At 37.5% G+C, this 12,970-nt stretch carries 16 protein-coding genes; 10 read left to right on the forward strand and 6 right to left on the reverse strand.

Annotated features, from left to right (window positions below; translation table 11 throughout):
• Positions 1-204 precede the first annotated feature (204 nt).
• The 7 genes from hmd (at position 205) to ACKI4K_RS09695 (ending at position 5,537) form a co-directional block, all read left to right on the forward strand.
• Positions 205-1,218 carry a 5,10-methenyltetrahydromethanopterin hydrogenase gene (gene hmd, locus ACKI4K_RS09665; protein ID WP_407424642.1) on the forward strand — a complete coding sequence of 338 codons (1,014 nt, stop codon included), beginning with the start codon at positions 205-207 and terminating at the stop codon, positions 1,216-1,218.
• 127 nt (positions 1,219-1,345) lie between these two features.
• Positions 1,346-2,344: a 5,10-methenyltetrahydromethanopterin hydrogenase cofactor biosynthesis protein HmdB gene (gene hmdB, locus ACKI4K_RS09670; protein WP_407424612.1), complete on the forward strand. Its 999-nt coding sequence runs from the start codon at positions 1,346-1,348 to the stop codon at positions 2,342-2,344.
• Positions 2,345-2,368: 24 nt separating this feature from the next.
• Positions 2,369-2,851 (forward strand): DUF3236 domain-containing protein, encoded by a 483-nt coding sequence (locus tag ACKI4K_RS09675; protein WP_407424614.1) that lies wholly within the window; start codon positions 2,369-2,371, stop codon positions 2,849-2,851.
• A gap of 3 nt (positions 2,852-2,854) precedes the next feature.
• Positions 2,855-3,640: an SAM-dependent methyltransferase HcgC family protein gene (locus ACKI4K_RS09680; protein WP_407424616.1), complete on the forward strand. Its 786-nt coding sequence runs from the start codon at positions 2,855-2,857 to the stop codon at positions 3,638-3,640.
• The gene (locus ACKI4K_RS09685; RefSeq protein WP_407424618.1) at positions 3,641-4,336 is read left to right on the forward strand and encodes a Nif3-like dinuclear metal center hexameric protein; all 696 of its coding nucleotides are present in this window, start codon (positions 3,641-3,643) and stop codon (positions 4,334-4,336) included.
• Positions 4,333-4,974, forward strand: coding sequence for a hypothetical protein (locus tag ACKI4K_RS09690; protein WP_407424620.1), 642 nt, complete (start codon positions 4,333-4,335; stop codon positions 4,972-4,974). Before ACKI4K_RS09685 ends, ACKI4K_RS09690 begins: the two co-directional genes overlap by 4 nt.
• Before the next feature lie 2 nt (positions 4,975-4,976).
• On the forward strand, positions 4,977-5,537 hold the full coding sequence (locus ACKI4K_RS09695; protein WP_407424622.1) for a FeGP cofactor biosynthesis protein HcgF family protein: 561 nt from the start codon (positions 4,977-4,979) through the stop codon (positions 5,535-5,537).
• Positions 5,538-5,548: 11 nt separating this feature from the next.
• Here ACKI4K_RS09695 and ACKI4K_RS09700 read toward each other — a convergent pair whose 3' ends face one another.
• The 4 genes from ACKI4K_RS09700 to radB form a co-directional block, all read right to left on the reverse strand.
• Positions 5,549-5,926: a putative zinc-binding protein gene (locus ACKI4K_RS09700; protein WP_407424624.1), complete on the reverse strand. Its 378-nt coding sequence runs from the start codon at positions 5,924-5,926 to the stop codon at positions 5,549-5,551.
• Between the two features lie 465 nt (positions 5,927-6,391).
• On the reverse strand, positions 6,392-6,724 hold the full coding sequence (locus ACKI4K_RS09705; RefSeq protein WP_407424626.1) for a histone family protein: 333 nt from the start codon (positions 6,722-6,724) through the stop codon (positions 6,392-6,394).
• Positions 6,725-7,192: 468 nt separating this feature from the next.
• Positions 7,193-8,365, reverse strand: a complete 1,173-nt coding sequence (locus ACKI4K_RS09710) for a pyridoxal phosphate-dependent aminotransferase (protein WP_407424628.1) — start codon at positions 8,363-8,365, stop codon at positions 7,193-7,195.
• Positions 8,366-8,422: 57 nt separating this feature from the next.
• Positions 8,423-9,127, reverse strand: coding sequence for a DNA repair and recombination protein RadB (radB, locus tag ACKI4K_RS09715; protein ID WP_407424630.1), 705 nt, complete (start codon positions 9,125-9,127; stop codon positions 8,423-8,425).
• Between the two features lie 92 nt (positions 9,128-9,219).
• Here radB and ACKI4K_RS09720 point away from each other — a divergent pair, with 92 nt between their 5' ends.
• On the forward strand, positions 9,220-10,164 hold the full coding sequence (locus tag ACKI4K_RS09720) for a hypothetical protein (protein WP_407424632.1): 945 nt from the start codon (positions 9,220-9,222) through the stop codon (positions 10,162-10,164).
• 19 nt (positions 10,165-10,183) lie between these two features.
• Here ACKI4K_RS09720 and ACKI4K_RS09725 read toward each other — a convergent pair whose 3' ends face one another.
• Positions 10,184-10,765 (reverse strand): L-threonylcarbamoyladenylate synthase, encoded by a 582-nt coding sequence (locus tag ACKI4K_RS09725; protein ID WP_407424634.1) that lies wholly within the window; start codon positions 10,763-10,765, stop codon positions 10,184-10,186.
• Positions 10,766-10,814: 49 nt separating this feature from the next.
• Between ACKI4K_RS09725 and pgsA the strand changes: the two genes are divergently transcribed.
• Positions 10,815-11,384, forward strand: coding sequence for an archaetidylinositol phosphate synthase (pgsA, locus tag ACKI4K_RS09730; protein ID WP_407424636.1), 570 nt, complete (start codon positions 10,815-10,817; stop codon positions 11,382-11,384).
• On the forward strand, positions 11,377-11,619 hold the full coding sequence (locus ACKI4K_RS09735; RefSeq protein WP_407424638.1) for a DUF357 domain-containing protein: 243 nt from the start codon (positions 11,377-11,379) through the stop codon (positions 11,617-11,619). Before pgsA ends, ACKI4K_RS09735 begins: the two co-directional genes overlap by 8 nt.
• 18 nt (positions 11,620-11,637) lie before the next feature.
• Here the strand turns inward: ACKI4K_RS09735 and ACKI4K_RS09740 are convergent, their stop codons facing one another.
• Positions 11,638-12,873: an ATP-binding protein gene (locus tag ACKI4K_RS09740; RefSeq protein WP_407424640.1), complete on the reverse strand. Its 1,236-nt coding sequence runs from the start codon at positions 12,871-12,873 to the stop codon at positions 11,638-11,640.
• Positions 12,874-12,970: the final 97 nt, after the last annotated feature.

Genomic DNA, 12,970 nt, shown 5'->3' on the forward strand with positions numbered 1-12,970 from the left:
AATATTACTACATGGCATAAACTACCATAATTATGTAATAAACTACAGCAATTTTAATACTTTGCCATGTAGTATAACTTTTTTAAATAGGCTCTCTATTGAAAAAAAGTTCAAAAAAATACATGTGTTTTAAGGAGACTAAAAATGGTTCTTTCTAGATTAAAAGAACGATTCGAAAAACATGATAATAAAGGAGACAAAAAAATGAAAGTAGCAATTTTAGGTGCAGGATGTTACAGAACACATGCTGCAAGTGGAATTACCAACTTCGCAAGAGCATGTGAAGTTGCAGAAGCAACTGGAAAAGAAAACATTTCTATGACCCACTCCACTATTGAAATGGGTGCAGAATTATTAGAATTAGCTGGCGTAGATGAAGTAGTTGTATCCGACCCAATATTTGACGGAGAATTCACTGTAGTAGATGACTTCGATTACGCTGAAGTAATTGCAGCACACAAAGCAGGAAACCCAGAAGACGTAATGCCTGCTATCAGAGCAAAAGTTAACGAATTAGCTGAAACTGTACCAAAACCATCTAAAGGTGCAATTCACTTTACTCACCCAGAAGACTTAGGAATGAAATGTACTACCGATGATTCTGAAGCAGTTGCTGACGCTGACTGGGTAATGACCTGGTTACCGGAAGGAGGTATGCAACCTGACATCATCAAAAACTTCGCAGATGACATTAAAGACGGTGCAATCGTAACCCACGCATGTACCATCCCAACTCCTGGATTAAACAAAATCTTCGAAGATTTAGGTAAAAACGTGAACGTAGCTTCCTACCACCCAGGTGCTGTACCTGAAATGAAAGGACAAGTTTACATTGCAGAAGGTTTCGCAGACCAAGCTTCCATCGACACCTTAATGGACTTAGGTCAAAAAGCAAGAGGATCCGCTTTCACATTACCAGCTAACATGGTTGGTCCTGTATGTGACATGTGTTCCGCAGTAACCGCAATCACTTACGCAGGTATCTTAGCTTACAGAGACACCGTTACCCAAATCTTAGGTGCACCTGCAGGATTTGCACAAATGATGGCTAACGAAGCTTTAACCAATGTAACCGCATTAATGCAAGATGAAGGTATCGACAAAATGGACGATGCTTTAAACCCTGCTGCATTATTAGGTACTGCTGACTCAATGAACTTCGGTTCCTTAGCAGAAATCGTACCTACAGTATTAGATTACTTAGGTAAAGACAAATAAACACGATAAGTTATGATTGTTGGTTTTACCAACAATTCTTTAACTTATTTTTTAATCGCTGTGAAGAATAGTCATTAGAAAATAAGTTAATTTTTTTAAAAATAAAATTTAAAGTTTGGTGTTGAATTTGATTGATGGAATTTTAGAAAAAGCAAAACAGGGAAAAGAATTAACTGATGATGAATTTTTAGAATTGTTGAATATCGAGAACGATGAGGATTTGGAAAAGTTGTTCGAGATAGCCCGCGACATAAGAGACAATCAATCAAAAGTGATTAAATTAACATCCACAGTGCACCTGACAAACAAATGCCAAATCCAACCCAGATGCGAATATTGCGGATTTGCAGAAGAAACCTCTGAAAAGGGATACTATAACGCATTTTACAAATCCAATGATGAGATATTGACTGCAGTAAAATCCATTCAGGATGCACACATTCCACGCGTAAGCTGTTCAGGAGGATATGGCTACAAAGGCAAACAGGCAGTGAACGCCTGTAAAATTGTAAAGGAAAACTCAAACTTAGAGATTCTTGTTAATGTCGGAGGAGACCTGACTGAAAAATCCGTGCAGGACTTGGCGGATTTAGGTGCTGATACAATTTGCTGCAATCTGGAAACCATAAACGAAGACATGTTCTATCAAAGGAAACCCGGAGATTCACTAGACCAAAGAATACTGACCTGCAAAAGGGTGAGTGATGCCGGAGTCGGGTTATCTTCAGGACTGCTTCTAGGACTTGGCGAAAGCAAAGAGGATAGAATAAAACACTTGCGTTACCTGTCTAACTTTAAGACCTTGGAAGAAATTCCAATAATGGGTTTTAACCCGTATGAAGGTACACCAATGGCGGATTGGCCTGCATTTCCACTGAAAGAGCAGTTGAAAATGGTTGCAATCACAAGAATAATGTATCCTGAAATCACCATTACAATGCCAACCCCAACCGTCGGTCCTGAAAATGTGGAATTCTCACTCAAGGCCGGCGCAAATAATTTGGCGACAGTGATAGCTGACAATTACCCCCATGAAGTCAAGGGAGTAGGTTCCCCCGAATACGGCAATTATACCAAGGTTGTCAATGTTATTGAAAAGTTGGATTTGATACCTCAAACTATTTAATCTCTCTTTTTAAGATATGATATCATGGCATTCGAAAAGATGATAAAAAATGCATTTGAAGAATCAAGAAACAATACCAGATTCGGAGATACTTCTGAAGAAATAACCGAACTTCAGGAGTATATCAGAAATGCTGAAAAAATATATATCCCAAATAAAAATGGAATCAAAGTTGAAGTCTTGAATGGAGTGCTAAAAGAATACGGTTTGCCGGAAGCCAAAATACTCCAAATCAACACCAATACTGCAGACACAAGTAGAATTCCCGCTCTTGCAAAGGCATATATGGCGCTTGATCAGAGTGATGCCGACCTAATAATAGCCAGAGGCCGTTTAGGAATTCCAGGATCAGGTTCATTGCTTATTTTCATCGACAATAAGGGAAGAATATTAACTGCAGGAACTTCCCCCTCACATATAATTCATAAAAAGACAATAGAGAAAGCCGTTTATGAGGAAGCCTGCGAAGCTCTTGAAAAAATTGGTTTTAAAAAGATTGAAGGTTAAAATATGGATATTGATACTGGAATAACCTCTGAAGTGCTTACAATTAAATCCAAAACTAAGCTGATCGACATCTTTAATGAAATCATTTCAAAAAAATCAGAAGCCGTTTTCGAATACATCGAAGGCTTGAATTTTGACATTAACACCAGAATAGTTGTTATTGGAACCTATTTTACGGGCGTGGGAATCGTTAAGAGATTAAGTGAAAGATACACAGATATTCTGCTGATTGACATTTATCCGCATTTGGAAGAACTGTTATATTCTGAAGTAGGTGGAAAACTGAAAAACAGGGTTGATTTCTCTTCAAACCTTGATTTGATCTATTCTGGAGATGTCGTGATTGACACTACCGGCTTTGGCGGCATTGACGTTGAGCAATCATCAAGATTTGATGTCGATGCATTCATAATCGAAGACCCTATTGCAGAAGACAATGATGAAGCTTTAAAGGAGAAAAACAACATTGACGAAAGGCTAAAGGCTGTCAGGTCTCCAAATAAAGCAATAATAAAAACCAAAGGAATCAACACCAAAACTTCCGGAACAATGACACTGACCATCGGTCTTTTAACAACCGTCCTGAACAAATGTCTCGAAAGGGAGGGTACCCTCTATGGCGCCTGCGAGATGGGATTTTTCGAAGAGGCCATATTTAAGGAAAAGGATATAGGCAAATTCCTCGGGCTAATTGATGTGAATGCACTGAAAGTATCTACAATAGATCCATTCGATTGTGATGACATTATAAAAGAAGAATTGAACAAAATAACTTCAGAAATGATTTAAATGAAGCTTGGCGAAATAATAGAATTTATAGATGAAGAAATTCCCAAATCATTGGCTTTGGAATCTGATGAAATCGGGTTTAAAAAAGATTATGATTTAGCGCAAAGAATTACATCAATCAAGATTTTCATGGATTTGCTGCCTGAAGACGATGCGGGTGAAAATACATTAATAATAACTCATCATCCCCCTTCATTTACTCCGAAAACGCCAACCTATACAATCCATTCGAATTGGGACATAATGGATGGGGGAGCTAACGAAGCACTGGCAGATACATTAAATTTAGAAGTCATCGCCTATTTCGATTCCGATACAAAAATTGGAAGAATATGCAAAGCAAACCAAAGCTTTATTGAATTAAAGAACAACATCTTAAAGAATTTCAAGAATGTTAGAGTTGTAAATAACCTGAACGATGAAAAGTCAGTGAAAGATGTTGGAATCATATCCGGTTTTGGCCTTAAAAATCCGGATTATGTAACCCTGGCAAAAACCAGAAATTTGGATGTTTTGATTTCTGGAGACCTGACTCTTGAAACTGCAGTTCTTGGCAAAAAATTAGGAATGACATTGATTGACCTCACCCATCACGACAGTGAAGTTCCGGGATTATATGCCCTTGCAGACATCTTAAAAGAGCTTGATATCGATGTGGAAGTTATTGATAAAAACCCTATGGAAGTGATAAAATGACAAATGACGAAATCAAAAAGATGGAAGACAAACAGGTGCCTCATGGGAGAATTGACCTGATCGGATGTGGAAGATTAGGTTTGAGAATTGGAATAAACCTAATGCAAGTTCACAGAGGCGGACCCAAAACAATCGGTGCCTTCGATGGCCAGAAGATAGATGGCGGGGATGTTATCTTCACACTTCTTGGAGCTGAAGAAGGGCAAAGCAAGCCGGATTTTTTAAAACAGCTCTGCACCCATAAAGAAGAATTCAGAAATGTTTTAAGCTATTCGGAATATATTTCAGAAAAGAATATAGATTTAATAGAAGGGGATGTCGTCATCATAGTCATTGCTGGAGGAAATACCATACCTACCGCTGCCAAAATAATTAAACATGCCCAAAAAAGGGGTGCCAAAACAATCGGAACGGCAGGGATATTCGGCTTTGGAAATGAAAATATTGAAATCAAGGACATCTCGGAATATGACAGCAAAAATCCTGCAGTGGAAGAGTTGAGAAGGGAAGGAATAACCGAAAACCATTTGGTCTTAACAACAAATAAGCTAATCAGAGATAATGAGCCCGTAACTCCATACACATTAGATGAAGTTGCAAAAATCATTACAATTAATGCATTGAAATTATTGGGATGAAAATGATTAAAATAGCAACAGCGGAATGCTTCACTCAGGGAAAAATTGGAAGGGAACTGCATGCACTAGCCCAAAATTATGAGGGCAATTTTGGAAATGAATACATTGAAAATCCTAAGGAATATGGTGATTTTGACTATGATGAGCTTAGCGTAACCTGCAGCCTATTCATCCCTACCCTTGAAGCCGTTGAGAAGATACTGAATGTTGAAAACCCTCCAAAACCGGATAAACTAATTAAGGGCATTAAGGTCTATGATGAAAAAGGGGATAAGCTCGTAAGCAAAATCATGGCCCAAGCAGTTAAAGACTTAAGCAATTGCGACATATCTGTTGGAACAACAGCAGGTGTTGGCCGTGGCGGAATAAGCATAATTTCAAATGAATATGAAATAACAACTACAACAGACATTTATGCCGATTTATGCGAAAAGGATAGTGAGAACCTATTTCAACGGTCCGAAAATGGAATCAGAAAGGCGTTGGAAATAATATTGCTCCTTTTGAACAATGAAATTGATGAAATTGAATCTTTAGAGAACATTGAAATTATAGAAAAATAATGCGATTATCTTTAAATATCCTCCAATTCTTTTAAGATATATCTTTTCAATAGCTGAACTGATTTTTCACCATCTTCATCCAAACGAACAGCATCCAGCGGATTTAAATCATATGCTTTGACAACAGCATCTGCAGCAATATTTTTAATAGGATTTACATCCTTTTCATTCAATATCACTGAAGCACAGTCATCGGTGCAACCGGTTATTGACACTATTTTCGCATCATCCAAAATAGGTGAACAATTGTTTGGCTGGGCCGAATATTCAGTTATGCATGCCGCAACAATATTCTCATTTTCCAAAGCAAGCTCAACACTTGCCGCCCTTACGACCAAACCCAACGGACTTAATCCGCTGCATGAAACCAAAGCTATTTTTTCACTCATCTTTTTAACCTCATCATAACCTCGTTTATAAAACGGACAGCTTAAAACAACATGCCCTGCAAGAAAGAACTCTTGCTTGCAATATTTTCTGTAACGTGCCTATTCTAAGTTAAGTGCAGTATTATAGATAAAGTTTATGATTGAAGATATTGCTAATCCCAGCAATTTTTATAACGGATGAGTGTGATGTCACTTCTTTGATTAAATATATGCCGTTAGTCAGTTGCCTGAAATATGAATTCAAACGCAATGCCGATTCAGTTTCATCATGCTGTTGCAATAAGAATCTTTTAAATCGAATACTAAAAGAATGGGTTATGGTCTATGAACTCCAAGGAGAAAATTCAAAAAAAATAGCTAGTTGATTTTAAAAAAATAAAAATATTTGCAAGGAAAACCTGCAAACAACAAAAACTGGAGGGCTTTAAATTTTAATCAATATTATATTTGTATTGATTTTTATTCTCATTTTTCCATTTTCTTGAATGATTTAATGATTTCTTCAATGCCCTTTCCTTCTGCTGCAGCATCAAATACCCCTTTGATTACATCCAAAAGATTGTGTTTATTCTCAACTGGAGATTCAGAAGTTTTTGAACTATCAATGGCTAAAGCGATATCGTCCGCCTTCACAGTTTTTCTTTTTGCATATTTTGCATATGTAACTGCTCTTTCAGAGATTGCTTCAGCTTCAGCTTCCAAGCATTCGACTAATGCATCCACTGCATCAGCACTTACTCTTTCAGCGCCGGCATCTTGGATAATCCTTTTTACAGGAGCCTTTGGTATTTCAGACATGTTTTTTCACCTCCATCATAATATTTCTATTATTATTTTATACTTTAGTATTAAAACATTCCCATTTTTACTTAAAATTAGTTAATTTTCACATAAAAAAGAATGCAACTTAAGGTAAAAACATGTTTTTATGGGACATATGTTCAAATATAAAATTTGACGGCATGATACAATGAATGAACAAGACGACATGCCAACCCTCGGGTTTGCAGGAAACATGAGCATTCTAGCAGAAGTCGGCATTGGCAAACATGATAAATGTGGATGGTTAAAAATTAAAATAAAATAATATTAAGATGTTTAATTACATATTAGCCACGAATTCAAAATAATGGTTCTGAAAAATCGTATTCAAAAAACAGGAAATCAGCAAATAGATTCACTGAAATTTCTGATGTTGAGGTTTATCAGCCTTATAAAAATTTGAAAGAGGTTTATGGCATCCGAACCCCTCAAAATCAGCACCAATCATTTTCTTAAGGCTTCGACAGCTTTTGGAAACTCTTCGCAGAATACCTTGATTTCTTCTGTCGGAATTGAGAAACTTATACGCAGGTATCTGTCTCCGAAGTCCTCGGAAGTATATTCCCCTTCCCTAGTGAATAACTTTCTTTCAATCAGATAATTGGACATCACCTTAGGGTCGATGCCCGCGCCTGACAAGTCAATGACCATCATATTGGCATCGGACGGATAGACCGGCAGGAACACCCCATCAATCGGCTCTATCATTTCACTGATTAATCTTTGGTTTTCAAAGCATGTCTGCCTCATGTCTTCAAACCATACCTGTTTTGATTTAAGCCCTGCAATAGCCCCATATTGAGAGATGATGTTAACCCCCAGGTCGTTTACCACCGCATTTTTAATGGCGTCTATAATCGGTTTTGATGATACGACACCTCCAATTCTCAAGCCGGCCATTCCAAATATTTTTGAAAAGCTGTAGATTGTCAGTGTTTGGCCCGGAGCATAGTTTTCAACCAGGAAATGCTCCCGTGCAAAATCCTTGTAAGTGACATCATGCAACAGGTATAAATCGTTTTCTTTTGCAATTTCGGCAAATTCCTTTAATTCATCTTCAGTGTACGAGGAACCTAACGGGTTTAAAGGATCGATTAAAATAACCATGCGTGTATTCTCATCCATGTTTTCACGCAGAAGCTTTGGAGTCAGCTTATAGTCATTTTCCTCAAAGTAAATAGGGACATATCTCACTTCGCCTGCAAATCTGTTTGCAAAGTCCCCAATAATAAAGTATCCTGGATCTGACAATATCACATTGTCCTCCGGTTCCAATAAAGCCTGCATAACCAGATATAATGATTCTGTTGCACCAGAAGTCAATAAGACTTCCAAATCCTCGAAATCCAAATCATCCAAAATCAGTTGTTTGAGTTCGCTGAACCCTTCCGGGGCGGGATATTTGCAGTATGTCTTCATATGGATTGCGTCAATCATGGCATCAGCTATTGTATCATCATGCAGATGGTTGGTGTTCTGGCCCATCCAAATCATGTCCTCATCCATATACATATCTTCAAAAAAGTCATTTGCACATTCATAACCTTCAGGAGGCACCCTTTCAGTTTTTTGAAACTTCTTTTTAGGGTTTTTAATATCAAAATCCTTATCCCTCATAATATCACTCAAAACAAATCCAAAATAAATTATATTTTTAATTATTAATAAAAGTACCTAAACAATCCCATTTGAGGTAATGGAAAAAATGGCCTTTTTACCTTCAGGAATGCTTCTGTGGCGAATTAAGGTGGCAACCCTTTGATTGACTTCTTCTCCACGTTCCAATTGGAGTATTACCTTGCTCCAGTACTGCAGAATAGTTCCACCCACTGCCCGGACATCATTGTTGCCCTCCTCATCGAATGCATTGTAGATCTGATTGGTCAGCACGATTGCAATGTCATATGTGCGGGCGATTTTGGACAGTATTCCCATTTGCTTGCCCAATTCCTTATTCAATTTGGCGGATTTCATATCATCGACCCTGTACAATGCAACGGCGGAGTCCAGTACCAGCAAATCAACATCCTCATGATTCTTTCTAAGCCAAACATCAATCGACCTTAAATTATCATTCTGCTCAAGAAAAGTTGTAGGCTCAAAAACAATTATATTATTAGCTGCCTTTGGAAAATCACTGCCGGAAATCTGTTTAATCCTATCTATGGATATTCCGCCTTCGGTATCAATATATATGACTTTTCTATTGTTTTTTGCCACGTTGACGGCCAAAGTCAAAGTGATATTGCTTTTGCCTGAACTGGGAGGCCCGAATATTTGGGTGATTGTGCCCTTTTCAAATCCCCCTCCCAATATTGAGTCAATTGCGGAATATGATGGAATCTTATGATTATCCTCAAAATTAGCCAATACTTTCATAATACAATATTGATTTTTATAAAATATATAATTTAACAAAAGCTTTATAAGTATTAAAAAAATATAGTCAAATAACTTAAGGAGTTTTTAATATGGATAAAAAAATAATTGCAACATTGATTGTTTTGTTATTTTGTGTTGGCTGTTTGGGCATTGCCTCAGCTGAAAACATCACAAATGAAACTGCCAAAAGCAATGAAAGTCCAGATATGTCAGGCCATATCCAACCGATTTCAATTACGGACAAGGGAATTGAATTCAGCGATGGATTTGCAGGATTTTGTCTTGATTCAACAAAAGACCCGATAACAACAGCTGACGGATTTGCCCGCCAAAAGACCGGCAATGACGAAATCCAGAATTACGTTAAATTGGCCATAATCGAAGCTTATAAACAGGGGTGTGAAAACAACCTTGCACAGATTATAGCGAGCTTTGCGGACGGGTCTTACAAAAACAGCAATGACAAGGTGATCACCGCTGTTTTAAAGTCACAGGATACTATCGGGGATAACGCCACCGTTGAACTTGAGGATTCAGTGGAAGGCACTTTCGAGTTTGAACTTCTAAAAGATATGAACGGCAAGAAATCAGACTGTCTGGCCTATAAGGTGTCCCTAAAGGAAGTGCAAAATAACGATAAGCTCGCAGCTACAGCCAACAATAATGCAACTGACGACAATAACGGCACTGACGACAACGGCAACACCACCAATTCAACTGACAACAAGACAAATGATAAGCAAGACGATGAAAAAACAGAAAATAAAACAGACGACAATAAACAGGACACAATCGTCAATGAAACCAACAAGACAATCGTGAATAAAACAAACACGGTTATCGTTAATGAAAAGAATACCACCATCATTAATCAAAACAACACCAAAGTCATCAACAAAACGAATGACACCCCGCAAAATGCAACCATTCCTAATAAATTATTGAGAACCGTTGGAAACCCAATATTCCTATTGATAGTTGTTATTGTAATCGCTGCAGTGGTTGCGGTAGTGATGCGCAGAAAAGGTCAATGATCTTTTCTCTTTTCTTTTTTTATCTTCTGATTATTTTCGGATTTGCCTGGGAGAGGTCTATAATCATCGATGCATGATTTGATTTTAATTCGCCCACATCAATCACCAAATCGACTTCCCGTCCAAGCTGCTCCAGAATATCCCTTGGATTGGCTAAGACTTCATCGTCCGAAATGTTTGCGCTGGTGGTGGTTATCGGGAATAAGCTGGCCAATCTGCGTGAAATGTCATTGTTTGGAATTCTGACACCCACATAAGCGGAACCGCCAGTGACAACCCTTGGAACTATGGGAGTTCTTCTTAAAATAAAAGTGTAAGGGCCGGGAAGGTAATTGTTCATGATTTTCTTTTGTTCAACAGATGCCCTTGCAACCAAATCGAGGGCATCGATATCCGAGATAAGTATCGACACCGGCTTTAACAAGCTTCTTTGCTTTATTTCAAATACCCTTCTTACAGCTGAAGTGTCAAATATGTTTGCTCCCAAGCCGTAAACGGTATCGGTAGGATACAATACAACACCGCCATTCGACAAAACGTCAATAGCTTCGCCAATTACTTTTTCATCCAACACATCAGCACTTGTTTTCAATATTTTCATTGCCCTTACCTAATAAATATTATATTAGATGAAATATTTAATATAAATTATGCTTCAAAGTCTAAGACCCTTATTAACAAGAATACTGAATCCGATAGCCAGAAATCTGAACATAAATCCGAATATCGTTACAATAATATCCCCTTTTGTCGCAGTTGTTGCTGCATACGGGTTTGCAAATCACTTGCTAATTCTTGGAACAGTAGCCATACTGTTTTCCGGATTTTTGGATGTTGTTGACGGTGCCGTTGCAAGATATCACAACAGGTCATCGAAATTCGGTGCATTTCTAGACTCCACAATGGACAGGTTCGCCGATGCAATAATCTACATTGGAATCGTCTTTGGAGGATACTGCGATTGGTTCGTTGGTATTCTTGCAATACATTCCGCAATCTGCGTAAGCTATGTAAGGGCAAGGGCGGAATCCCAAGGCGTGGACTGCAACATTGGAATCGCCGAAAGGGCGGTCCGCATGATAATTTTAATGGTTGGGGCATTGATCGGATACTTTGCGGGAGACATCTACTTTACATACACAATTTACATTTTGGTAATCTTATCCTACTTTACCGTTGGTCAAAGAATATTACATGTTTGGAGGCAATTGAATGACTGAACTCGAAAGTCCCGAAAAGATAGCAAAAGACATTGCAAAACTGGAGAGAAACCTGAATCAGGTAGCAGACATCACTTTTGAAGGAAAAGAAAAGGAAGTTTACGACAGGGCCATTGACTATTGGAACGATTCCAAATATTATCTTGAAAAAGAGGATATGAGGACTGCATTCGGCTGCATTGAATACAGCCACGGCCTATTGGATGCCTTAAGAATGATTCATGGACTTATTTAACGACAGAATATACTGCAATCATATCTCATCATGATTAAAATTTCTCAAGAAATCGATTATGTTCATATGTTTGACTCCATTTTGAGGCTGCAGAATCCTGTCCATTGACAATACATATTTCGGATAATTGTCACTGATCATTAACAATGGCAGGAATTCCCTTTCAACCGTTTCATCATCTTCCATCAAATATGCCACCTGAATGTAGATTTTCTGATTATTCCTTTTGCATACGAAATCCACTTCACATCCATTGACATTGCCTATTGTTATTTTATACCCGTTTCTTTTCAATTCCAGGAATACGATATTTTCCAGAATATTGCCAATATTATGTTGCTTTTCATCAAGCTGGGACTTATAGAAGCCAGTGTCTATCAGGTAATATTTCTCGGATCCTACAATTTCCTTTTTACTAGCCAAATCTTCTCGTGTGGCTTTGGAAATCATATATGCATTTTCCAGATATTCCAAATAATTATAGATTGTCTGTTTGGTGATTCTTAGGTTTTCATGCTTTAGATATGTGTATACTGCATTTGCGGAAATCAGATTTCCGGCATTTTCTATTATGTATCTCACAACCCTATTGAAGATGCCGATATTTCTAATTTCATATCTTTCCACAACATCATTCAGAACTATCGAAGAATATATTCCATTCAATACCAATTCCTTATCGCTTTCAGAAGAAATTGTGAGGGGAAGTCCGCCATATTGCCGAAACTCTTCAAAATAGTTTTCCAAATCACTGTTGAGTTCATTTGATATGAAAGGAGTCTGTTCCAATTCCCTTTTATAATCCAGAAATTCATTGAATGAAAACGGATACATTTCAATATTCACGAATCTTCCGGTCAACAATGTTGAAAATTCCTTTGACATCAGCTTTGAATTGGATCCCGTAATGTAAATGTCAGCATTGCCCAATTTATAATAGCTGTTGATGCTCACTTCCCATTTTTTTACATTTTGGATTTCATCAAACAGCAGGTAAACTCTGTTTTCATGACCCTCCAGGAATTTTAACACGATTTCATCAAGTTGTTCCCTTGTTTCTATGGAATTGTATTCCGGCAATTCAAAATCAATCAATAAGATATCTGATTCATCAACACCTCTTTTCTTAAGTTCCTGAATGATTAATTTGAACAGATATGACTTGCCGCAACGTCGTATTCCGGTTATTATCTTTATTACATCCTTATCAATGAAATTGCAGACCCTATCCAAATATAATTTTCTATTGACCATGCCCTCACCTTTTCCATCGAAGTTTTCTATATAATACCATTTCAGAAAATTTGTTAAAATAATTTTCTATATAATACTATTTTACAATTTTACTATA

This window comes from Methanobrevibacter sp., from assembly GCF_045644645.1.
In the GTDB taxonomy this organism is placed as follows: Archaea; Methanobacteriota; Methanobacteria; order Methanobacteriales; family Methanobacteriaceae; genus Methanocatella.

What these genes read in the sequence shown, in the direction of transcription:
- ACKI4K_RS09725 (WP_407424634.1), bottom strand. Translation starts at nt 10,765, where the DNA reads ATGAAAATATTGAAAACAAGTGCTGATGTGTTGGATGAAAAAGTAATT.
- ACKI4K_RS09680 (WP_407424616.1), top strand. Translation starts at nt 2,855, where the DNA reads ATGGATATTGATACTGGAATAACCTCTGAAGTGCTTACAATTAAATCC.
- ACKI4K_RS09740 (WP_407424640.1), bottom strand. Translation starts at nt 12,873, where the DNA reads ATGGTCAATAGAAAATTATATTTGGATAGGGTCTGCAATTTCATTGAT.
- ACKI4K_RS09675 (WP_407424614.1), top strand. Translation starts at nt 2,369, where the DNA reads ATGGCATTCGAAAAGATGATAAAAAATGCATTTGAAGAATCAAGAAAC.
- ACKI4K_RS09710 (WP_407424628.1), bottom strand. Translation starts at nt 8,365, where the DNA reads ATGAGGGATAAGGATTTTGATATTAAAAACCCTAAAAAGAAGTTTCAA.
- ACKI4K_RS09700 (WP_407424624.1), bottom strand. Translation starts at nt 5,926, where the DNA reads ATGAGTGAAAAAATAGCTTTGGTTTCATGCAGCGGATTAAGTCCGTTG.
- pgsA (WP_407424636.1), top strand. Translation starts at nt 10,815, where the DNA reads ATGCTTCAAAGTCTAAGACCCTTATTAACAAGAATACTGAATCCGATA.
- hmd (WP_407424642.1), top strand. Translation starts at nt 205, where the DNA reads ATGAAAGTAGCAATTTTAGGTGCAGGATGTTACAGAACACATGCTGCA.
- ACKI4K_RS09690 (WP_407424620.1), top strand. Translation starts at nt 4,333, where the DNA reads ATGACAAATGACGAAATCAAAAAGATGGAAGACAAACAGGTGCCTCAT.
- ACKI4K_RS09720 (WP_407424632.1), top strand. Translation starts at nt 9,220, where the DNA reads ATGGATAAAAAAATAATTGCAACATTGATTGTTTTGTTATTTTGTGTT.
- ACKI4K_RS09705 (WP_407424626.1), bottom strand. Translation starts at nt 6,724, where the DNA reads ATGTCTGAAATACCAAAGGCTCCTGTAAAAAGGATTATCCAAGATGCC.
- radB (WP_407424630.1), bottom strand. Translation starts at nt 9,127, where the DNA reads ATGAAAGTATTGGCTAATTTTGAGGATAATCATAAGATTCCATCATAT.
- ACKI4K_RS09685 (WP_407424618.1), top strand. Translation starts at nt 3,641, where the DNA reads ATGAAGCTTGGCGAAATAATAGAATTTATAGATGAAGAAATTCCCAAA.
- ACKI4K_RS09695 (WP_407424622.1), top strand. Translation starts at nt 4,977, where the DNA reads ATGATTAAAATAGCAACAGCGGAATGCTTCACTCAGGGAAAAATTGGA.
- ACKI4K_RS09735 (WP_407424638.1), top strand. Translation starts at nt 11,377, where the DNA reads ATGACTGAACTCGAAAGTCCCGAAAAGATAGCAAAAGACATTGCAAAA.